Annotated in this window: 21 protein-coding genes and 1 pseudogene; 14 read left to right on the forward strand and 8 right to left on the reverse strand. The window is 65.9% G+C overall.

Annotated features, from left to right (window positions below; genetic code table 11):
- The first annotated feature begins 5 nt into the window (after nucleotides 1-5).
- A complete protein-coding gene (locus tag M5I08_RS14995) occupies nucleotides 6-824 on the forward strand; it encodes an ATP-binding protein (protein ID WP_249762802.1) in 819 nt (272 codons plus the stop codon).
- Here M5I08_RS14995 and M5I08_RS15000 read toward each other — a convergent pair.
- Complete coding sequence (locus M5I08_RS15000; protein ID WP_249762803.1) at nucleotides 792-1,562, reverse strand: transposase; 771 nt, start codon at nucleotides 1,560-1,562, stop codon at nucleotides 792-794. The two genes, M5I08_RS14995 and M5I08_RS15000, sit on opposite strands and share 33 nt — an antisense overlap.
- A gap of 310 nt (nucleotides 1,563-1,872) precedes the next feature.
- Here M5I08_RS15000 and M5I08_RS15005 point away from each other — a divergent pair, with 310 nt between their 5' ends.
- From M5I08_RS15005 to M5I08_RS15025, 5 genes are all read left to right on the forward strand, one after another.
- Nucleotides 1,873-2,109, forward strand: coding sequence for a hypothetical protein (locus tag M5I08_RS15005; protein ID WP_219070845.1), 237 nt, complete (start codon nucleotides 1,873-1,875; stop codon nucleotides 2,107-2,109).
- A 22-nt stretch (nucleotides 2,110-2,131) separates the two neighbouring features.
- Nucleotides 2,132-2,764 carry a hypothetical protein gene (locus M5I08_RS15010; protein ID WP_219070849.1) on the forward strand — a complete coding sequence of 211 codons (633 nt, stop codon included), beginning with the start codon at nucleotides 2,132-2,134 and terminating at the stop codon, nucleotides 2,762-2,764.
- 64 nt (nucleotides 2,765-2,828) lie between these two features.
- Nucleotides 2,829-3,179 carry a DUF2510 domain-containing protein gene (locus tag M5I08_RS15015; protein ID WP_219070847.1) on the forward strand — a complete coding sequence of 117 codons (351 nt, stop codon included), beginning with the start codon at nucleotides 2,829-2,831 and terminating at the stop codon, nucleotides 3,177-3,179.
- Nucleotides 3,133-3,315, forward strand: a complete 183-nt coding sequence (locus tag M5I08_RS15020) for a hypothetical protein (RefSeq protein ID WP_219070848.1) — start codon at nucleotides 3,133-3,135, stop codon at nucleotides 3,313-3,315. Before M5I08_RS15015 ends, M5I08_RS15020 begins: the two co-directional genes overlap by 47 nt.
- On the forward strand, nucleotides 3,315-3,941 hold the full coding sequence (locus M5I08_RS15025) for a hypothetical protein (RefSeq protein WP_219070844.1): 627 nt from the start codon (nucleotides 3,315-3,317) through the stop codon (nucleotides 3,939-3,941). The genes M5I08_RS15020 and M5I08_RS15025 overlap by 1 nt, the downstream gene beginning before the upstream one ends.
- Before the next feature lie 86 nt (nucleotides 3,942-4,027).
- Here M5I08_RS15025 and M5I08_RS15030 read toward each other — a convergent pair whose 3' ends face one another.
- On the reverse strand, nucleotides 4,028-5,416 hold the full coding sequence (locus M5I08_RS15030) for an ISL3 family transposase (protein ID WP_249763296.1): 1,389 nt from the start codon (nucleotides 5,414-5,416) through the stop codon (nucleotides 4,028-4,030).
- Between the two features lie 246 nt (nucleotides 5,417-5,662).
- On the opposite strand from M5I08_RS15030, the gene M5I08_RS15035 reads away from it, so the two are divergent.
- Nucleotides 5,663-5,839 (forward strand): ribbon-helix-helix protein, CopG family, encoded by a 177-nt coding sequence (locus M5I08_RS15035; RefSeq protein ID WP_219070826.1) that lies wholly within the window; start codon nucleotides 5,663-5,665, stop codon nucleotides 5,837-5,839.
- Between the two features lie 29 nt (nucleotides 5,840-5,868).
- The gene (locus tag M5I08_RS15040; RefSeq protein ID WP_219070825.1) at nucleotides 5,869-6,459 is read left to right on the forward strand and encodes a DUF732 domain-containing protein; all 591 of its coding nucleotides are present in this window, start codon (nucleotides 5,869-5,871) and stop codon (nucleotides 6,457-6,459) included.
- Between the two features lie 1,298 nt (nucleotides 6,460-7,757).
- Here M5I08_RS15040 and M5I08_RS15045 read toward each other — a convergent pair.
- From M5I08_RS15045 to M5I08_RS15060, 4 genes and pseudogenes are all read right to left on the reverse strand, one after another.
- Entirely contained in the window at nucleotides 7,758-8,033 is a 276-nt protein-coding gene (locus M5I08_RS15045) for a hypothetical protein (RefSeq protein ID WP_219070824.1), read from the reverse strand.
- A gap of 240 nt (nucleotides 8,034-8,273) precedes the next feature.
- Nucleotides 8,274-8,765, reverse strand: a complete 492-nt coding sequence (locus tag M5I08_RS15050) for a hypothetical protein (protein WP_219070823.1) — start codon at nucleotides 8,763-8,765, stop codon at nucleotides 8,274-8,276.
- A 157-nt stretch (nucleotides 8,766-8,922) separates the two neighbouring features.
- Nucleotides 8,923-9,966, reverse strand: a pseudogene (locus M5I08_RS15055) (IS110 family RNA-guided transposase); the annotation flags it as partial.
- A gap of 37 nt (nucleotides 9,967-10,003) precedes the next feature.
- On the reverse strand, nucleotides 10,004-11,290 hold the full coding sequence (locus M5I08_RS15060; protein WP_249762804.1) for a reverse transcriptase domain-containing protein: 1,287 nt from the start codon (nucleotides 11,288-11,290) through the stop codon (nucleotides 10,004-10,006).
- 339 nt (nucleotides 11,291-11,629) lie between these two features.
- Between M5I08_RS15060 and M5I08_RS15065 the strand changes: the two genes are divergently transcribed.
- The 4 genes from M5I08_RS15065 to M5I08_RS15080 all read left to right on the forward strand — a co-directional run bounded on the left by M5I08_RS15065 (nucleotide 11,630) and on the right by M5I08_RS15080 (nucleotide 16,385).
- Complete coding sequence (locus M5I08_RS15065) at nucleotides 11,630-12,430, forward strand: transposase family protein (RefSeq protein ID WP_249762759.1); 801 nt, start codon at nucleotides 11,630-11,632, stop codon at nucleotides 12,428-12,430.
- Between the two features lie 87 nt (nucleotides 12,431-12,517).
- A complete protein-coding gene (locus M5I08_RS15070; protein WP_249763285.1) occupies nucleotides 12,518-13,744 on the forward strand; it encodes an IS110 family RNA-guided transposase in 1,227 nt (408 codons plus the stop codon).
- A gap of 151 nt (nucleotides 13,745-13,895) precedes the next feature.
- Nucleotides 13,896-16,205 carry a putative transposase gene (locus M5I08_RS15075; protein ID WP_249762805.1) on the forward strand — a complete coding sequence of 770 codons (2,310 nt, stop codon included), beginning with the start codon at nucleotides 13,896-13,898 and terminating at the stop codon, nucleotides 16,203-16,205.
- A gap of 3 nt (nucleotides 16,206-16,208) precedes the next feature.
- The gene (locus tag M5I08_RS15080; RefSeq protein ID WP_219070857.1) at nucleotides 16,209-16,385 is read left to right on the forward strand and encodes a transposase family protein; all 177 of its coding nucleotides are present in this window, start codon (nucleotides 16,209-16,211) and stop codon (nucleotides 16,383-16,385) included.
- Nucleotides 16,386-16,448: 63 nt separating this feature from the next.
- On the opposite strand, the gene M5I08_RS15085 is transcribed toward M5I08_RS15080, so the two are convergent.
- Nucleotides 16,449-17,249: a transposase family protein gene (locus M5I08_RS15085; protein WP_249762759.1), complete on the reverse strand. Its 801-nt coding sequence runs from the start codon at nucleotides 17,247-17,249 to the stop codon at nucleotides 16,449-16,451.
- 283 nt (nucleotides 17,250-17,532) lie between these two features.
- On the opposite strand from M5I08_RS15085, the gene M5I08_RS15090 reads away from it, so the two are divergent.
- Together M5I08_RS15090 and M5I08_RS15095 are read left to right on the forward strand one after the other, a co-directional pair.
- Nucleotides 17,533-18,207 carry an ATP-binding protein gene (locus M5I08_RS15090; protein WP_249762806.1) on the forward strand — a complete coding sequence of 225 codons (675 nt, stop codon included), beginning with the start codon at nucleotides 17,533-17,535 and terminating at the stop codon, nucleotides 18,205-18,207.
- A 28-nt stretch (nucleotides 18,208-18,235) separates the two neighbouring features.
- Entirely contained in the window at nucleotides 18,236-18,610 is a 375-nt protein-coding gene (locus M5I08_RS15095; protein WP_219070172.1) for a class I SAM-dependent methyltransferase, read from the forward strand.
- Between the two features lie 16 nt (nucleotides 18,611-18,626).
- On the opposite strand, the gene M5I08_RS15100 is transcribed toward M5I08_RS15095, so the two are convergent.
- Nucleotides 18,627-19,412 carry an alpha/beta hydrolase gene (locus M5I08_RS15100; RefSeq protein ID WP_219070175.1) on the reverse strand — a complete coding sequence of 262 codons (786 nt, stop codon included), beginning with the start codon at nucleotides 19,410-19,412 and terminating at the stop codon, nucleotides 18,627-18,629.
- Nucleotides 19,413-19,419 lie beyond the last annotated feature (7 nt).

Genomic DNA, 19,419 nt, shown 5'->3' on the forward strand with positions numbered 1-19,419 from the left:
TCATCATGGCGACCAAACCCGTTGTCACCGATCCGATCTCGACTGACCTCAAGCGTGTGATGCGCCAGCTCAAACTCGGGCGCATGCTCGACACCCTGCCCGAGCGGCTCACCCTGGCCCACCAGCAGCGCCTATCGCACGCGGCGTTTTTGGAGCTGGTCCTCGCCGATGAGGCTCACCGCCGCGACAACAGCTCAGCCGCCCGCCGCGCCCGCGAAGCCGGCCTGGATGCGGCCATGCGCCCCGACTCCTGGGACGAGTCCGCCGCGGTGCGCTACGACCGCGCCCTGCGGACCGACCTGACCAGCCTGCGGTTTCTCGACGGCCCGCACGGCGCCCTGCTTCTGGGTCCGGTCGGGGTAGGCAAAACGCACCTGGCCACCACGCTCGGGCACATCGCCGCGCGCCGGCGCATCCCCACCCCGATGCTGCGCGCCGACGCACTGTTCAAGCAGCCCAAAGCATCCCGACTCGACAACAGCACCGAAGCCCAGATGCGCCGACTGGCCCAAATCCGGCTGCTGATCATCGACGACTTCGCCCTGCAGCCCATAGACGCCACCGCGGCCGCCGACTTCTACGAGCTTGTCGTGGCCCGCCACCAACGCGGCTCGACCGTGCTCACCTCCAACCGCAGCCCCGATAAATGGCTGGCCGTCATGACTGACCCGCTGCTCGCCCAATCGGCCGTCGACAGGATTACCTCGACAGCGCACGAACTGATCATCGAGGGCCAGTCCTACCGGCGCCGCCAAAAGCCCTCAGTTGACACCAGCCCCAACGACCGCCGATCATCCCCAATAAGCCAAACAGGCGGTCCATAGTTGCTGGCCAACCGGTGGCCCCATCCTCATGGCAAATGACAGCAGGGCGGCGTTGGCGGGCAGTCGGGTGGTGATGGTGGTGTCGGGCACCAGCAGCGGCCTGCCGTGGTAGGCGGCATCGCCGACGGCGTGGATTTGTTTGTGCGGGAACGTTTCCGCAAGCACGGTGAGCATCGCAGCGGCCAGCTCCACCGGGGAGGCGGCGCCTTTTCCGGCCCAGAGCCGAAACAGGATCGGCAGACACACTGGATGGTTACAGAACGGCAACCGGACCACGATCCCGGCGATCACCCACCGGTTGCCCCGGCCGAGTTTGGCCGGGCCTTGGGCGGCGCCGTCATGGGTCCAAAACGCGTGGTGGACCTTTTTGCCCCAGCGGCGAAACAGGGTGTCATCGACCGCGACGGCGATCGCAGCGCCGGCGTCGAGCAACCTGTCGACGATCAGCCGCGCGATCACCAGGCCCAGCCGATCGGTGTCCCAGACGTAGGTGGAGAAAAACCGGCACGCCGAGTGAAACGACACCAGCGCGGCCATTCCCGCCCCGGCGAGCATGCCGACCACGGTGCGCCGCGTCGTGCGGGCGACCAACCCGGTTGCCAGCAGCGCGAACATCGCAAACGTCGAGGACCGGCCAAACACCGGTCGCAGTGTCTGCAGCAGTTCGCGCCACGAGGACGGTAGGGTCAGCTTGGAAGCATCGGCGGCGTCTCGAACATCTGAGCGAGTACTATTCATCCGCCGATGCTTCGTCATGGTCACCGATCGATCACGCCGACACGCCGATCAGGTCACAATCGCCTCAGAAATCACACCCGCCACACTGATTAAACTGCGAAAGTCAAGTTACTGGGTATTTCGGCAAATACGAAACGGCCGCATCGACCCTCGAATGGACCCCCGATGGAGTCCCTATAGTTCTCCGGCATCGCCGCATTCGCTAAACGATCCGAGCACGAACTTCGGACCACGGCCGGAGTACGACGACGACCACGTTCGCTACCTCGACGAGTGAACGGGTGTCGGACGTAGGCGTTACCGTCCGGCCATGGCCGACGACCTCGCGTGGTTCACCTTGCTACCGCAGCCGGTGCAGGCCGCGCTACTGGTTAATCCGGGCGCCGCGCTGCCGTCGAGCCAGTCCGCGAGGCTGCCGCGGCTGTACCGCGCCACGTACGGGACCGCTGACCTGGCCACCGAGGCGTGGACGCTTCGGCCGCGGTACGCCGAACAGCTGTATTTGGTCAAACGCGCTGCTGGGCGTGCGGGCACGACTTACCGTTGAGCAAGGAACAGGAGGTGCCGCGATGAGCGAAGACGAAACCGAACTGGCTTCCTCTGAAAGCCCGACCGAGCACGCCCACGCATGGTCGGTCGACAACTGGGCCGATGACACAGTGCCCTATCTGGACGCGCGGCAACGGACGACGATCTGGCTGCGGGTGTGCGTAGCGTTGACCGCGATATCCGTCGCCGGGTTGATTGGGGTGCTGCTATTCGTGCTCCACGGCCGAACCGCCACTTCGCCCGCGGCGCCGGAAACCAGTACGACCCCCACCGCAGCCGCCTCAGCTCCGGTTGCGCAGAGGGAACCGGCGGCGCCCGCGGCGGTTCCCACTGTGACTGAGACGAAGACGATTCCTGCCGCGCCGGCCCCAGCGCCGGACCAAGCTTCGTTGCAGAAGTTCGTGATGTGCGGTGACGGCCGCGAGGGAGTCGTTGGTGGTCACACCAGTTGCCTGTTCGCTGAGAACGTGCGGCGCGCGTTCTATGCGGCCGATGACGGCGCCGATATCGTCGCCTACTCACCGGTGACGGGGGAGCGCTACGAGATGTCGTGCACCGCTGGGTACCGCGCGCATTTCGATGACGGTTCTCAGCGGATCGCCACGCGATGTGTTGGCGGCGACAACGACAGTGCCGAGGTTGTCATCTGGTGACACCCGTTCCGTCCGCGCCTTTTGGCGATGACCGGTAGCGTCCACTTCCGTGGAGGGTACGCAGATGCCGCCGCCGGGGTGGTATTCCGACCCGCGTGACCATGCCGCACAGCGATATTGGGATGGTCGGCGTTGGACGGACTCGAGTCGACGCGGAAACGCACCGATGCCGTATTTCGGCACCGCACCTAGGTCGCCGGTGCCACCAACTGTGCCGAGTTCGGGCATAAGCCAGCGCGCCAAAATTGCGTTAGCGATCGGGGGCGCCGTCGCAGCGGTACTGCTCATCCTCGTCAACGTCACCGATTATCAGAAGTCCAGAGACTGCGAGACTGGAACATTGGCAGATCGCCATCTCCCTGGGTGTCGTGACCGCCATCGGCGGGGTCGGCTACTTCTACTACCAGCGCGTTGAGGAACAGAAGGCTGAACAGAAGCGGCTTGCGGCCCGCGCCGACGCCGCGTACGCTGCCGACCCGGATAACTTCTTGCGCCCGCCCGAGGTGTTCGATAAGCCACCCCAGCCGCAGCCCCGAAAGGAGGAAGACTGATGATGCCCGACAACCAACCCCAACCGGCCAGGCAGAAACGCTGGCCGTGGATCGTCGGCGTCACCGCCGCCGTCCTCATCCTCGCCGGCATGTGCGGTGCCCACCACAGCGACACATCATCGTCGAGCAGCAGTAGCTCAAGCAGCTCGACCGACTCGTCAACGCTGGCCGTATCGACGCCCGCATCAACGTCGCAGGCACCGCCTATCGACCCGAATAATCCGCCGGTAATCTCGCACGACCGCGCCGATACAGATTTGCACGCGGCGTGGACCAAAGACGCTGACGGTACTGAACACGTCACAGTCCACGAGGACTCCGGTGAGGGCGACGCCAAGACCGATACGGTCGCAGTCCTCAAGGTCGCACAGCAGTACTTCCCCAACACGACTGTGGCTATCGTCTTTATGGGTTCTCTCTGTGACCCCTACGGCAACTGCCACGATGCCGACGTGCTGGACCTCGTCTATGACTCCACCACCATGGCGAAGTTCGATTTCAGCGGCGATTACTTTGAGCGCTGGAGCACTCAGGGGCAAGAGAATAAGAACAGGATCTGGGCGCTCGCCGATAGCTGTCTCCCTCATGTCAACAACTGGGAATGTGAGCGACTCGGCGATGGCTAGTCATGACGGCACCTTCGTGCCCACGTCTTTGCCCACAATTTCGGTGATGTCGGTGATTTAGGGGCTCTTCGATTTTGACCGGGCAATCAGCATGAAGTCTGGGTTGCGGCCCGCTGTCTGCGGGTGCAGTGGAAGCGTATCCGGCGGGCCGAGTTTTCTGTGTTGCGGAATCCGCAGGCGGCCCGTTTGACCTGTTTGACCAGCCGGTTGTAGCCCTCGGTGGCCGCGTTGGTGATGCCGGTGGTGATGAAGGCGTTGATTTCGGACCACCAGGTGTCGACGGTGGTGGCCAGGGTGAGCAGTTCGGGGATTTGGGAGTCGATGCACCAACACAGGAAGCGGTGCAGCCGGTGCCGGGTCAGGTGCGGATCGCCGCCGACGCGCACGGTCGATAGCAGGGTGCGTAGTTCTTCTTTGGCGATCCACGCTGAGAGGATCTGGCCGGTGTTGTCCTCGGCGAGGATCGCGTTCCACATTTTGGCGAAGCTCTTGTCCGACAGGCGTTCCCGGGCACGCAGCAGGCGGCGCCGGTTGGCCCATTCGGGGTCGAGTGTGCGGCCGCGACGATCGCGTAGGTCCCAGGTGACGCGGCGGCGCACCTTGGTCAGCGCGTCGTTGCCGAGCTTGACCAAATGGAAATGGTCGACCACCAGCGTCGCATTGGGCAACAACCCCGGCGTGCGGATCGCCGCCGCGTAGACCGCCGCCGGGTCGATCGCCACGAACTCGATCCCGGCGCGGAACTCCTCGCTGCGTTCGCGCAGCCAGTCGATCACCGCGGCGCCGGTGCGGCCCTCGCGCTGCCCCAGCAGGCCCTGATCGCCGGCCACATCGACGAACCCGGTGTCCCACGGGTCGACCCGCACCCAGCGCCCCGTGGTGGCGCACCGCTGCCAGCGGGGCTTTCCGCGCCGTGTTTCGTCGATGCCGAGCACCCGGACCGGCTCGGGCTCGGCCAGCAGCGCCTCGGCGTGGGCGACGAAGGCGCGGTGGGCGGTCGGCCACGACACCTGATGGGCGGAAGCGACCTCGGCCACCGAGCGGGCCGCATCCCCGATCGCCTTACCGATCGCGGCGCGCAACCGCCCGGTGGTGCGCGCCCGCGGCGGCACCTGCGCGATGGCCTCGGTGAACGAGGACTTCTCGCAATAGTCTTCCCGGCAGCGCCACCGGGTCTTGTTCCAGCGCAGCATGATTCGGTCTTCGCCGTAGGGGATGTCACGCGGCGAGGCGCTCACCCGCTCCTTCACCGAGGTGGACACCACCCCGCACGACGGGCACGCCGCCGCGGTCTCGCTCGCGGTCACCACGTGCACCACCCGCGTCCCATCTGCCCAGCGCTCGACACGCTCAACCTGTACACCTGGCAGCCCAAACAACAATGTCGTACCGTCGATCACGGCCCTTGGCTTCCTTCCTTCGCCTGAGTAATTCGCAACTTCAGACTTCGGAAGGCCAAGGGCCTCCTTATGCAGCGACACGCTCTATGTGAGCGAAATCACAACTGCCCGTTTAAAATTGAAGAGCCGATTTAGGTTCGTGCAGGTCAAAGGCGATGCGGTATCCTGACCAGGAGTCGCCATGCAGGTTCGAATCCAGCCGGGACCACCACCTGTCGTCGCAGGTCAATGCCGGTTTCACGTTGCCGATTTCGGCACCGTGCCAGCCACGTGCCAGACGGTCTCAGCAAACACCGGGCATCGCCAGATCGTCGGCGACCAATGAGCGGCATGCGCGTCGGCGTCGCCTACCTCGTGCGCGTCGGCGATCCAATCAACGTACGTCTCGGCGATGACCTACTATCCGACGTTGACCGATACGCCAAGGTTAACGAAATTTCACGCGCCGAAGCGATTCGGCAACTCATCTATAACGGCCTGCGGGCCACCGACCGATAATTACCACCCAGGCCAACTAGGAGATAGTCATGCTCACCAGCATGGACAACGAATCACCGACGCTGATGCCGTCGGATCTGCCGACATTGGTTGGCAACGCGCCAGCAGGCGAGCCGCCTGCGATCCACCCCGTAGATCTGGCCTGGAGCACCGCCGACACCGAGGAGATCCAGTCGGCTCCCCGGCGGCCCCTGCTCCTGGCCGCACTCATCGTCCTGCTGGCGCTCGTCTGCCTGGCGCTCGGCGCGCTGGGCGTCGCCCTGACGAAGGTCCACCAGGCGCGCCCCCCGGTAGTGACGCCCGCATCGGTTCCCCCTCGCCCTGCGGCGGTCGCCACAGGGCCAAAGGCGTACTACGTTGACTCGGCACTCGATGAGGAGTTCCTTACCCGAATCACCGCCGACGGATTCCCCTTTGGACCCGGCATCCCAGCAGCCGCCGAAGTCATCGTGTCGGCGCACGCCGTCTGCGGCGATTTCAACGAGTTGCATACTCAATTGGCGACGGAAGTGGAAAGCGTATTCAACGGCAACACGAAGCAGCTTGGGTGGACCCTGGACCAGACTCGGGCGTTTGTCCACGACGCCGCGAGCATCCACTGCCCGCAGGTGCTCTCGTGAGCGGGCTAGCAAGTGAACAGGTCATCCTTGCCGCCCCGATGTCGTTTGTCGGTAGCACTCGTCGCTTATGGCGGTGGCTGGCTCCGCGCGCACGGGCGCACGCATGGTACTGGGGCGTCCCTATATGGGCGATCCTGGGGACGCTTCTTCTGTTGGCATGGGTAGCAATTTTTGTGTGGTATTGCCTATTCGGTGCAATGCTCGTCCCTTATCGGCTCGTCCGGCGTTGGCAGCGGCGCGGGAAACGCGATGCGCTGCGTCATCGCGAGATCTTGACAGCGGTGGCCCGATGATCCGTTCCGCAATGTTGATCGCCTCCGCTGTGGCGGCGCTGGGATTCGGCGCTGGCGTCGCGCACGCCGACCCACCGCCGCCTTCGCCGACCCACCGCCGCCTTCGCCGACCCCCGCGTGGCCGGGCGACCCGCATCCCGAGATGCCATGCGGGCCGTCAATCGGCATGGTTCCGATCCCGCACATTCAGTTCAAGATATGCCCGGCACCGGGACAGCAGCCGTGAACGCCCCGGTCGTTTTTCGTGCGCTTTGCGGCCATGCTCGTCGCCGTCGGGCTCACGCTTAGCGCTGGCATCGCGCACGCCGACGCACCCGCCCGGCCCGATGGCGGATCAGCCTTGCACGCCGTCTGCAACGCGCAGCTCGGCGATGCGTGGGGTCGATCAGATCAGCGGCGGCCAGCAGCTCGGCAACCAGCGCCCGCGCCTCGGCCACGCCCATGCCGTCGGCCCAACTCTGCCGGGGAGTGTCATGTCTGCGACTTCGGCGAGGCTGTACGTCTTGGCGCTCATGCGGGCCTCCGGTTAGCTCCCGCGCGGCGCGCGGTCGCGGTTCACCCCGTGGCTTGACGTCACTTGAGCGCGAGATGGTGCCGCGCGAGATGGTGCCGCGCGTGATTACGCTGCGGTTGGGATTGCCGACCCTGGAGAACGGCCCCGACACGGTGATGATCCACAATGCGTCAAAAGGAATGGTTTACCCTCCCGCAGCATCAAGAGACGCTCAAAGCGGCTGTCGCTGAAGCCCATAGGAATCTCGCGCAGATCGCCAGCGCCGACGGGCGGGGGGGGTGTCCGAGATGACGAAACTAGGCGCGAGCTAGCGGACATCGACTGGGACGACGACTCCGAGCCGGTCGTCTAAGTCTGCACGGGTCAGCCGCCGCGCCGGCCGTCGGTGCGGCACTGGCCGTTTCGTTCAGTCAGTGGCACGGGCGGCTCTTCGTCACGAACTATCTTGAGGTGAGCAAGTCGCCCGTTGCGGCTTTTTGCACGGCCCCGATTTACGGCTGGTCCCAGAAGCCCGGCGGCAGCGTAGATGCCGGCCAGTCCCGGCAAGGTGGCCCGAACATCGGCAGCGGCCCCGAGTAGCAGGATGTGACAGTGCCGTTGCCGTTGTCGCAGATGCGCGAGTTTGTCGTGAACGGCCCCGTCTGGATCGGCGCGTCCTTGCATCGCTGCGGAGCTGCGGGGTCGGCATGCGCGACGCCGACGGGGATGGGCAGGGTGACCACGGCGGCCACGGCCACGGTGACGAGGGCCTTCAGTGTGCGCCTCACGACCGGCTGCCGTTGCATGGTCCGGTGGTCGAGTACCAGCCACCGCCAACCCACTGACAGTCGCCGGCGTTGCCGTGGTCCCGGCTCCACTCCCCGTAATATGTTGGGGGGGAAATAAATTGAGCCTGGGCGGCACTGCACGTCAGAGGGGTCCAGCGGCGTCGACGGGTCGGCGTGCGCGACGCCTGTGCCCAGCGCCAGTGCGGCACAGGCAGCGGCCAGGGAAGCCCGCTAGCCGCCTCACGGTTGGTCCCAGAAGCCGGGAGTGAGCTGTGTATAGACCGGGTTGCAGGGCGGTCCCACCACCGGAAGTGCCGACGTGATGCACGAGGTGACGCTGCCGTCTGGGAACTGGCAAACGTGGCTACTGCCGAACGTTCCCGGCAGATCCCTGCATCGCACCGGAGCTGGGTCGGCGTGCGCGACACCACCGCACACCATCAGCGCGGAAGCAGCCCCGGCGGCGAGCATCACGACGATCGCGGCGTTCGCCTTCCCCCGCCGCCACGCGCCCTCGCGCTGCCACCCCCACCGTACCCCCCGCCACGACCACAGAACAATCTCGTAGAGAAGCCACGCGGCGACCTTGATTACTTCGAAGGCGGCCACCAGCAGCAGGAGGGCGAGCGCGGCCAGGCCGATCTCCTCGACGTCGGAGCGGTTGAGGCGCTTGTACGCGCCGAGTCGCACGGGGCCGAAGCGCGCTACCCGTCCTCCGACAGTAAGGCTCATCGTTGTGTCCTCTCGTGGTTGGGACGGTCCCATGCCGATGGTAATTCGAGCCCCCTCGATAGCCAAGACGCCGCGTTCCTACGAAAATTGAGGTGACCACAGCTGGTGACCACAGGCGTCGGTAACCGGCCACGTGGTCAGTGACGGCTGGTCGGTTTTATGTTTGTCTATGCCGCGTCGGGTTCTCGAGGATGACGCGGTAGCCGAGTGCTTCGAGTTGTCGGACGGGGTTGGCTTTGATGTGTTCGGGCCGGCGTCGGGTGTAGTAGTCGGGTCCGGGGTCACGGTAGAACTTGCCGCCGGCCAGCATGTGCCACGCCGCGGTGACCATGGCGTGCTCGACGGCGACGATCGTTTTCATCGGTGCACGCCGTGCGGTGATACGGCGGAATTTCGCGCCGAAGAACGTGGTGTTGGCCGGTCGGGCCGCAGCCGATGCGGCGATGCCGACGGCTGCCTTGAGGCGCCTGTTGGCGGGGCGGGTCTTGGTTGATTTGACCCTGCCGGCGGATTCGTTGGCTCCGGGTGACATCCCGGCCCAGGAGGCGAGTTCGGCGGAGGTGGGGAACACGCTCATGTCCGCGCCGGTCTCGGCGGTGAACACCTCAGCGATCTTCGTCGACCAGCCCGGGATGCTGCACAGCAGCTCCCGGGCTCCCGTGAAAGGTGTCATTGCCTCCTCGATACGGGCCTCCGCCCTCGCCAATGCCAGGGTGTGCTGATCGATCAGATCCAGGTGCATCCGGATCAGGAACCCGTGATGCTCGGTGAACCGGCCGCCCAGCGCCTCGGTCAGCCCGGGGATCTTGCGGCGTAGTTTCCGTTTGGCGAGGTCGGCCATCGCCTCGGGGTCGCGGCAACCGCCGATCAACGCCTCTAGCATCGCCCGCCCCGATACTGCGGTGATGTCGCTGGGCGCCGACGACAGTTTGATCCCGGCGCTTTCCAGGACTTTCTCGATCTTCTGCACTAACCGGCCCCGTTCACGGGCCAGGGCGCTGCGGGCGCGGGTCAGATCCCGCAACGCACGGATCGGCGGCGGCGGGACGAACGACCCGCGAACCAGCCCGTGTGCGGCGAGGTCTGCCAGCCACGCCGCGTCGCTGACGTCGGTCTTGCGTCCCGGCCGGTTACGGGCCTCATGGGGATTGACCAGCATCACCGGCAACGCGTCCTCGAGCGCGTAATAGAACGGCTTCCAGTCGGGTAGCTCCGGCGCGTCGCCGCGCCGGAGCCCCCTAAGAACCGGCCGTGCCCGCTTTCCAGGCAACCGGCTCAAGCAAGCCCGAAGGCTCATCAGTCGGGATAGCAGAGTGCTGGTGCACGCCGATGCGGTCTGGGTGACGGCTTCGGCAGTGCGTGTGGATGAGACGGAACGCGGTGTAACCCAATGACTCTGACCCCGAGTCGACGACGATCGCCTGACGGCGGATCGCCTTGGCGGTAGCAGTGATCCACTGCTCCCACTCGTCGGGATGTCGCGGCTCGACCTCAGCGTGCAGCAGCAGCTGACCGCAGAGCGGACAACGCCCGCGCTGCTTGCCGATCAACCACGACCGGGTCCGGTCCAGCGGGGGTCTCCCGCGGCGGCGCCGGACCGCCCAGTAGTCGGCCAGGGCGGGATCGTCCGGGGACGCCCAGCCCTTGACCAGGGTGTGCCGGGTGATCGCCGTCCAAGCGAATTTGACCAGGTAGGCGCCGCTATCGCGGTCACCGAATACCCAGCGGTCCCGCCGAGAACGGTTGAACGCACCGAAGTAGCGGGACACGATCCAACGTCGTCCCTTGTGCGGATGGGTGAATCTGGCCCACTTGTCGGTGAGCTTCCACACATGATTGTCCAGCGCGTTGAACACCCGGGCCGACACACAGTGCCGGTAGTAGGCCGACCACCCCCGGATGATCGGGTTGAGCCGGATGAGCACCATCTGGGCGTTATGGCCCCGCAGTGCCCGCATCTCGGCGGTCAGCCGTGCCCGGATCCGTTTCACGGCCGCCTTGCTCGGTTTGATCAGCAGCTTGCCGCGGTAGCGGCGAATGTTGAACCCCAGAAAGTCCACCCCATCATTGAGGTGCACGATGCGGGTCTTGTCCTCGTTGAAGACCAGACCCCGAGGTCGCAGCCATTCCGTGAGCCGCGCCTTGACCTGTTCGGCCTGTTCCCGCGAGTGGCACAGGGCTAGCAGGTCATCGGCATACCTGATCAAAACTGGGGAGCCCGGCCGCGCCGTGCCGGCGTTGGTGCCGGTGCGGATGTAGCGGACTCCGGCGGCCTGTTCCATTCCGTGCAGGGCAACGTTCATCAGCAACGGGCTGATCACCCCGCCTTGTGGGCTGCCTTCCTCGGTCGGCGCGAGCCGACCTTGATCGATCACCCCCGCGCGCAGCCAAGCCGCGATCATTCCCTTCGCGGGGAACGAGCCGAGCTGCGCGAGAAGATGGGCATGATCGATGCGGTCGAACGCGGCGGCCAGGTCGGCGTCTAGCGCCCACAGGCGTTTGCAGGTCGCGCCGCGTGCGGTCACGAAGATCGCCTGCATCGCGTCCTAATGAGTATTAGCGGGTGCGGCCTTCGGGCAGACTTGCTATCGGTAGCGGCCGGTGGGTGAGCACTGATGCCTCCTGGATTTCGAGTCCTGATGTCAGATCGTCGCCCCCACCGGTTCGCCCGGGAGAAGGGATCGCTGATGGGATGTCGTGCCCGCCCGCGTGGCGTGAGCACTGCTTCATTGAGGTTTTCTCACTTGGGGCTCGTGAGTTTGTTGTGACTGGAGTTTCAGGCGTGTCGTAGTGGCTGGGCGTGGGGTCCTTGCTCAAGGATTCGGTTTCGACGAGGAAACCCGCTCCGCTGCAAAGGACCCCACGTGTTCACCTACTCTGCCATCTGCGACGTGCCGGAGGAAACCCTGCTGCATGTGACCGCGCTGCTGCACGTTCACCGGCGCGAGATCAGAACGCGGGCCGGGCGGCGGTCGGGTACGGTGCGCACGCAGGCCAAGCTGGTGCTGCGGTGGTTCCGCGACGACGCCCCGATCCGGTTGTTGGCGATGGAGGCTGGGCTGCCGATCTCCACCAGCTACCGCTATCTGCACGAGGCGATCGACGTGATCGCCGAACAAGCTCCTGACCTGCACGAAGTGCTCGACCGGGCCAAGGCCGAACAGTGGTCGCACGTGACGCTGGACGGGACGCTGATCGCCATCGACCGGGTGGACGAGCGCAACGAGGCCGGCCATCACCGGTGGTATTCGGGCAAGCACAAAACCCAGGGCGGCAATGTGCAGATACTGGCCGACCCGGGCGGGTTCCCGGTGTGGTCGAGCGAGGTCGAGCCGGGCAGCGTGCACGACATCACCGCCGCCCGCGCGCACTGCCTGGGCGCGCTGTACAAGTCCGCGGCCGACGGGGTGCCGACGCTGGCCGACAAGGGCTACGAAGGAGCGGGGATCGGGGTGCACACTCCGGTCAAGGGCCGCGGCCTGGCCGTGGAGAATCAGAGCTACAACATGCTGCTCACCGCGGCGCGTGCCATCGGTGAACGCGCCAACGCCGAACTCAAACAGCGTTGGCGCTGCCTCCGTCGAATCCGCCTGTGCCCAACCAGGATTGGCGCAGTTGTTGCCGCCGCGATCGTACTATCGACTCTCCAACGCGGAAATTACTGAGAAAACGTCATTAGGTCGCCGAGAGTTCTCCCGCACGCTGCCGGCTGTAACCCGGACAACTGCAGACAGGAGCGAGGAGTGGCGAAATTGCTGTACGTGGGCGACGATTGGGCGGAAGATCATCACGACGTCGAACTGATGGACTCGGCGGGACGCAGGCTGGCCAGGGCGCGGCTGCCCGAGGGCGCGGCCGGGATCGCGCGGTTGCACGCGATGATCGGCGCCGAGCTGGGCGCCGACGCCGACATGGCCGAGGTGGCGATCGGAATCGAGACCGACCGGGGCCCGTGGGTGGCCGCGCTGATCGCGGCCGGATACACCGTGTACGCGGTGAACCCGCTGTCGGTGGCCCGGTACCGGGAGCGGCACAGCGTCTCCGGCGCCAAGAGCGACCCGGCGGACGCACACACGCTGGCCGACATGGTCCGCACCGACTCGCACCAGCTGCGCCCGGTGGCCGGCGACAGCGCGGCAGCCGAGGCGGTGAAAGTTGTTGCCCGCTCGCACAAGACGATGATCTGGGACCGCACCCGCCACACCCAGCGGCTGCGGCACGCGCTGCGCGAGTACTTCCCCGCCGCGCTGGAAGCCTTCGACGATCTCGACGCGGCCGATGCGCTGGAACTGCTCGGCAGAGCCCCCGACCCCGCGTCGGCGGCGAAGCTGAACCGCAGCCAGATCCGGGCCGCGCTCAAACGCGCCGGTCGCCGCGACATCGACACCAAGACCAGCCGGATCCAGGACGCGCTGCGCGGCGAGCAGCTCGGCCGCGACCCGGTGATCACCACCGCGTACGCGGCTGCCACCCGCTCGATCGTGGCCGTGCTCACCACCCTCAACGAGCAGATCGCGATCCTGCAAGAGCAGGTGGAGGAGCATTTTCACCGGCACCCGGACGCTGAGATCATCCTGTCGCAGCCCGGCCTGGGACCGATCCTCGGCGCCCGGGTGCTCGCCGAATTCGGCGACGACCCAGCACGGTACGCCGACGCGAAGGCCCGCAAGAACTACGCCGGAACCAGCCCGATCACCCGCGCCTCCGGCAAGAAGAAGGTCGTGCTCGCGCGGTTCGTGCATCAGGACAGGCTCATCGACGCGCTGATGACGCAGGCGTTCTCCGCGCTGCGCGCCTCGCCCGGCGCACGCGCCTACTACGACAAGCAACGCGCCCGCGGCCTCGGCCACAACCCCGCGCTGCGCCAGCTCGCCAACCGGCTCGTCGGAATCCTGCACGGCTGCCTCAAGACCCGCACGCTCTACGACGAAGCCACCGCCTGGCCGTCCCACAATCAAGATCAACAAACCGCCGCTTGACATTTAAGCTCCTGGGATGTCTGACATGGAGTCCGTGCCCGACGCCTAATTCTGTGCTTTGATCTGCGGATTCTCGGTGTGTCGGCGTGCGGAACCGGTCGGGGTGCTCGATAATAGATAGAACTAGTTCGCGCGTTTCTGAGGTGGTGGGATGATGGCCGGGATGACCGCGCAGCCGCCCCTGCCGCTGGCGCCGGGCGGCACGCGACCGGTCAGCGCGGCTGCGGCGATGGTCGAGGACACTGACGGCGGGCGGGTGTTCGTGCACGGCAATCTGGCCTACGCCTGGGATGGCGGCGACACCGCCGGGCGCCGGTTCGCGGCGGTGTCGCTGGTGCGGATCAAGGCCGCGACCCAGCTCCAGGTCGCCGAGGCGTTCGCGGTGAAACCGGCCAGCGTGCGGCGCTGGGATGCCCGCCTGGCCGATGCCGGGGTGGCCGGGTTGCTTGCCGAACGCAAAGGGCCCAAACGCAAGTCGAAACTCACCGCCGACACCATCGCGGCCATCGGCGGTCTGCGCGACGGCGGCGCGTCCTACCGCGCCATCGCTGCCGAAACAGGGGTGTCGCAGGGCAGCGTCCGCGCAGCGCTGGTCCTGGCCTCAGGCGGAACCCGTACCGAGGAAGCCTGCCCGGCAACGGCTTCGGAAACTCCGCCCGAGCCCGAGCCCGAGGTTGAGGGGGAGGGTGAGCCTGAGAAGGATTGCCCTGCGTTGATTTCCAATGATCAACCTGCCGTGCAGGTGCCGGTGTTGGCCGATCCGGTTGACCGCGGCGCCGAGCGGGTGTTGGCGGCGTTCGGGTTGATCGGGTACGCGCCGCCGGTGTTCGCCGGGTGCGCCCGAGCCCCGCTGGCGGGACTGTTTTTGGCGTTGCCCGCGTTGACCGCGACCGGGCTGCTGGCCACCGCGCACGCCGTCTACGGCGAGTTGCCCAACGGGTTCTACTCGTTGGACACCATGTTGTGCGAGAGCGTGTTCCGCGCCCTACTAGGCCAGGCCCGCGCGGAGGGCGCGGCCCGGATCGACCCGCCCGCGCTGGGCCGGGTGCTCGGGCTGGACCGGGCCCCGGAGGTCAAGACGATCCGCCGCAAGATCGGGCTGCTCGCCGCGGCGGGAAAGGCCGGCGACTGGATCGCCGCGATGGCCCGCCGGCACGTCGCGGCCCGCCCCGAGCAGGCGGCGGTGCTCTACGTCGACGGGCATGTCCGCGCCTACCAGGGCACCCGCAAGATCGCGAAAACCCATGTGCCCAGGTTGAAGTTCCCGGCCCCGGCCACGGTGGAAACCTGGGTCGCCGACGCGGCCGGGGATCCGCTGCTGGTGGTGCTGGCCGAACCGGCCGCCTCGCTGGCCTCAGAGCTGCGTCGGCTGATCCCCCAACTGCGCGCCTCCGTGGGCGATGACCGCCGGGTGCTGGTCGGGTTCGACCGCGGCGGCTGGTCCCCGACGCTGTTCGCCGATCTGGACGCGGCCGGGTTCGACACGCTGACCTGGCGCAAGGGCAAGATCGCCGACATCGACCAGAGTGCCTTCGCCGAGCACTCCCATATCGACGAGCACGGCCGCACCCACACCTGGCGCCTGGCCGACACCGAGGTCACCCTGGACATCGCCGACGGCCCGCGCGCCGGGCAGGTGTTCGCGATGCGCCAGATCAGCCTGTTCGACGCCGCCATCACCCGCCAGATGCACATCCTGACCACCCGGCGCGACCTGACGCCGGGTGAGATCCGTCACCGGATGGGGTCACGCTGGCGCCAGGAGAACCACTACCGCTACGGCCGTATCCATTTCGACCTCGACTCGCATGACACCTACCGCGCCACCGACGACGACGCGGACCGGATGGTGCCCAACCTCGCCAAGAAGACCGCCTACCAGCAGGTCGAAAAGGCCCGCCGGGCACTGCATCTCGCCGAAACCGCCAGCGAAGCCGCGCTGCTGGCCGCCCACTCACCCCAACCCGGAACCTCGGTGGTGCTGACCAACGAGATGATCAACACCATCAACGCCGACGTGCACGCCGCCCAAAGCACGCTCGACGCGGCGCTCGCCGCGCACCAGACGATCCCCGCCCGGCTACCGTTGTCGCAGGTCAACCCCGGCCAGCAGGTGCTCGACACCGAGACCAAGCTAATCCACCACGCCATCCGCATCGCCGCCTACAACACGACCCGATCCCTGGCCCGCGCGATCGTCACCGCCACCGGCTACACCCGCGCCGACGACGAAGCCCACACCCTGATCCGCACCGCCCTGGCCGGCTCCGGCGACATCATCCCCGACACCGCCACCGACACCCTGCACATCCGGCTCGACCCACTGTCCGCGCCACGCCACACCGCCGCCATCGACGAACTCTGCCGCGTGCTCAACGACACCAACACCATCTACCCCGGCACCAACCTCACGCTGCGCTACAGCATCAAATCCCACCGACGACCGCGCAGCAATTCCTGACCTATGTCGGGAGTCCTGAACACGCTGCTGACCGCGATTCGGGCGATCGGGGAACGCGCCAATGCCGAACTCAAAGAACGCTGGCGGTGTCTTCGGCGAATCAGACTGTGCCCAACCAGAATTGGCCAGATTGTTGCTGCCGCAATCGTCCTATCAACTCTCCAGAGGGGAAACTACTGAGAAAACCTCAATATCAGCAATCGCACGCGAATGCTCGATCACCTCCAGTGCAATGACGTTTTCTCAGTAATTTCCGCGTTGGAGAGTCGATAGTACGATCGCGGCGGCAACAACTGCGCCAATCCTGGTTGGACACAGGCGGATTCGACGGAGGCAGCGCCAACGCTGTTTGAGTTCGGCGTTGGCGCGTTCACCGATGGCACGCGCCGCGGTGAGCAGCATGTTGTAGCTCTGATTCTCCACGGCCAGGCCGCGGCCCTTGACCGGAGTGTGCACCCCGATCCCCGCTCCTTCGTAGCCCTTGTCGGCCAGCGTCGGCACCCCGTCGGCCGCGGACTTGTACAGCGCGCCCAGGCAGTGCGCGCGGGCGGCGGTGATGTCGTGCACGCTGCCCGGCTCGACCTCGCTCGACCACACCGGGAACCCGCCCGGGTCGGCCAGTATCTGCACATTGCCGCCCTGGGTTTTGTGCTTGCCCGAATACCACCGGTGATGGCCGGCCTCGTTGCGCTCGTCCACCCGGTCGATGGCGATCAGCGTCCCGTCCAGCGTCACGTGCGACCACTGTTCGGCCTTGGCCCGGTCGAGCACTTCGTGCAGGTCAGGAGCTTGTTCGGCGATCACGTCGATCGCCTCGTGCAGATAGCGGTAGCTGGTGGAGATCGGCAGCCCAGCCTCCATCGCCAACAACCGGATCGGGGCGTCGTCGCGGAACCACCGCAGCACCAGCTTGGCCTGCGTGCGCACCGTACCCGACCGCCGCCCGGCCCGCGTTCTGATCTCGCGCCGGTGAACGTGCAGCAGCGCGGTCACATGCAGCAGGGTTTCCTCCGGCACGTCGCAGATGGCAGAGTAGGTGAACACGTGGGGTCCTTTGCAGCGGAGCGGGTTTCCTCGTCGAAACCGAATCCTTGAGCAAGGACCCCACGCCCAGCCACTACGACACGCCGAAAACTCCAGTCACACCAGACTCACGAGCCCCAAGTGAGAAAACCTCAATACTGGCTTTAAACCCAGCGGAGAACCGGCGACGTTCCATACTTGCGACTCCAATTCGGCTCGGCCTCAACAATAATCAAGGCGTTGTCCGAAAGTCGCCGGGCGGGTCACCCTGGCCCACCAGCAGCGCCTATCGCACGCGGCGTTTTTGGAGCTGGTCCTCGCCGATGAGGCTCACCGCCGAGACAACAGCTCAGCCGCCCGCCGCGCCCGCGAAGCCGGCCTGGATGCGGCCATGCGCCCCGACTCCTGGGACGAGTCCGCCGCGGTGCGCTACGACCGCGCCCTGTGGACCGACCTGACCAGCCTGCGGTTTCTCGACGGCCCGCACGGCGCCCTGCTTCTGGGTCCGGTCGGGGTAGGCAAAACGCACTTGGCCACCACGCTCGGGCACATCGCCGTGCGTCGGCGCATCCCCACCTTGATGCTGCGTGCCGATGCAATGTTCAAGCGACTCAAAGCATCCCGACTCGACAACAGCACCGAAGCCCAGATGCGCCGACTGGCCCAAATCCGGCTGCTGATCATCGACGACTTCGCCCTGCAGCCCATGGACGCCACCGCGACCGCCGACTTCTACGAGCTTGTCGTGGCCCGCCACCAACGCGGCTCGACCGTGCTCACCTCCAACCGCAGCCCCGATGAATGGCTGGCCGTCATGACTGACCCGCTGCTTGCCCAATCGGCCATCGACAGGATTACCTCGACAGCGCACGAACTGATCATCGAGGGCCAGTCCTACCGGCGCCGCCAGAAGCCCTCAGTTGACACCAGCCCCAACGACCGCCGATCATCCCCAATAAGCCAAACAGGCGGTCCATAGTTGCTGGCCAACCGGTGGCCCCATCCTCATGGCAAATGACAACGTCGAGGCTTCACACAGCTACCCGCATTTCGAACGCTTCCTCGCCGAGGTGAAGCGGGTGCTGCGTCCGGGCGGGCACTTCCTCTACGCCGATTTCCGCAACCGCGACGGCTTCGGCGCCTGGGAGAAAGCCATGGCGGAATCCGGTCTGCGGCAAGTCTGCGAGCGGGTCATCAACCAGGAAGTTCTGCGTGGCCTCAAGATGAACTCGCCACGGTCCAACGAACTGATCAACAATCGGCTACCGGCCTTCTTGCGCAAATTTGGCCGCGAGTTCGCCGTGGTGGACGGCTCGTGGTTCTACAATGACCTGGAACGCGGCGAAATCGACTATCGCGCATACCATTTCGTCAAGGACTGAGCAAGAGACGTAGGCCCTACAGTCCGTGACTGCCGAGCCAGGTGTGCATTCTCTCTGCGACGGCAATCCACCCAGGCTCGAGCATCATGTCGTGGCCCATGTTGGGAAAGAACTCCGCCTCGGTGTGGTATGCGCGTGCCGTTGCTCGTATTTCTTTCCGGGTGTGCGCGCCATCATCGTGGGCCCCTAAGACCAGCAACGGGGTCGCCACACGTTTAGGCCGGGGCAAGTTGAGCACAAGGCAGTCGATCCCGACTCGTGTGCTCTCCTCTTGTAGCCGCATCGCGTAATCAGAGACTCGAGCTTCGGGCGTCTCCGCCGAGAAGAATCTGTCCCGCGCGAGATGCGGAGCGCTGATATATGGCAGCGCCTTACCTGTGAGTGACATTTTCGTGAAATGCCACGGGTGCCGTCTGATCCAGCGTAGGCCAGATCCGAGATTTCCCTGTGGAGGCATTGAGGCCATCAACACGCCGGCCGGAGCGTCGTGCGACTCCAGATATTTCTGGACGATGAAGCCGCCCATGGAGTGACCGATTACCACGGGTCTTGTGGGCAGACTGTCGGCGATCAAGCGGACATCATCGACGTAGTCGGCGAGCGAACAGATGCGCAGCGGCTTGTGAGTTGGGCTACCGCCATGTCCACGAAGGCTGACCGCCAGAGCGCGATAACCCTCGTCGGCGAAGAAGCTTAGGAAATGTTCATCCCAACACCATGCGGCGTGCCACGCGCCGTGGACGAAGAGCATTGGCACGGGGTGGGACTCAGTGACACACCCCTTGTCGATCACCTCAAGCACCGCGTTA

It is taken from the genome of Candidatus Mycobacterium methanotrophicum, from assembly GCF_023515995.1.
Lineage (GTDB): Bacteria > Actinomycetota > Actinomycetes > Mycobacteriales > Mycobacteriaceae > Mycobacterium > Mycobacterium methanotrophicum.

What these genes read in the sequence shown, in the direction of transcription:
- M5I08_RS14995 (WP_249762802.1), top strand. Translation starts at nt 6, where the DNA reads ATGGCGACCAAACCCGTTGTCACCGATCCGATCTCGACTGACCTCAAG.
- M5I08_RS15000 (WP_249762803.1), bottom strand. Translation starts at nt 1,562, where the DNA reads ATGAATAGTACTCGCTCAGATGTTCGAGACGCCGCCGATGCTTCCAAG.
- M5I08_RS15005 (WP_219070845.1), top strand. Translation starts at nt 1,873, where the DNA reads ATGGCCGACGACCTCGCGTGGTTCACCTTGCTACCGCAGCCGGTGCAG.
- M5I08_RS15035 (WP_219070826.1), top strand. Translation starts at nt 5,663, where the DNA reads ATGAGCGGCATGCGCGTCGGCGTCGCCTACCTCGTGCGCGTCGGCGAT.
- M5I08_RS15080 (WP_219070857.1), top strand. Translation starts at nt 16,209, where the DNA reads ATGTCGGGAGTCCTGAACACGCTGCTGACCGCGATTCGGGCGATCGGG.
- M5I08_RS15015 (WP_219070847.1), top strand. Translation starts at nt 2,829, where the DNA reads ATGCCGCCGCCGGGGTGGTATTCCGACCCGCGTGACCATGCCGCACAG.
- M5I08_RS15040 (WP_219070825.1), top strand. Translation starts at nt 5,869, where the DNA reads ATGCTCACCAGCATGGACAACGAATCACCGACGCTGATGCCGTCGGAT.
- M5I08_RS15075 (WP_249762805.1), top strand. Translation starts at nt 13,896, where the DNA reads ATGATGGCCGGGATGACCGCGCAGCCGCCCCTGCCGCTGGCGCCGGGC.
- M5I08_RS15025 (WP_219070844.1), top strand. Translation starts at nt 3,315, where the DNA reads ATGATGCCCGACAACCAACCCCAACCGGCCAGGCAGAAACGCTGGCCG.
- M5I08_RS15010 (WP_219070849.1), top strand. Translation starts at nt 2,132, where the DNA reads ATGAGCGAAGACGAAACCGAACTGGCTTCCTCTGAAAGCCCGACCGAG.
- M5I08_RS15050 (WP_219070823.1), bottom strand. Translation starts at nt 8,765, where the DNA reads ATGAGCCTTACTGTCGGAGGACGGGTAGCGCGCTTCGGCCCCGTGCGA.
- M5I08_RS15095 (WP_219070172.1), top strand. Translation starts at nt 18,236, where the DNA reads ATGGCAAATGACAACGTCGAGGCTTCACACAGCTACCCGCATTTCGAA.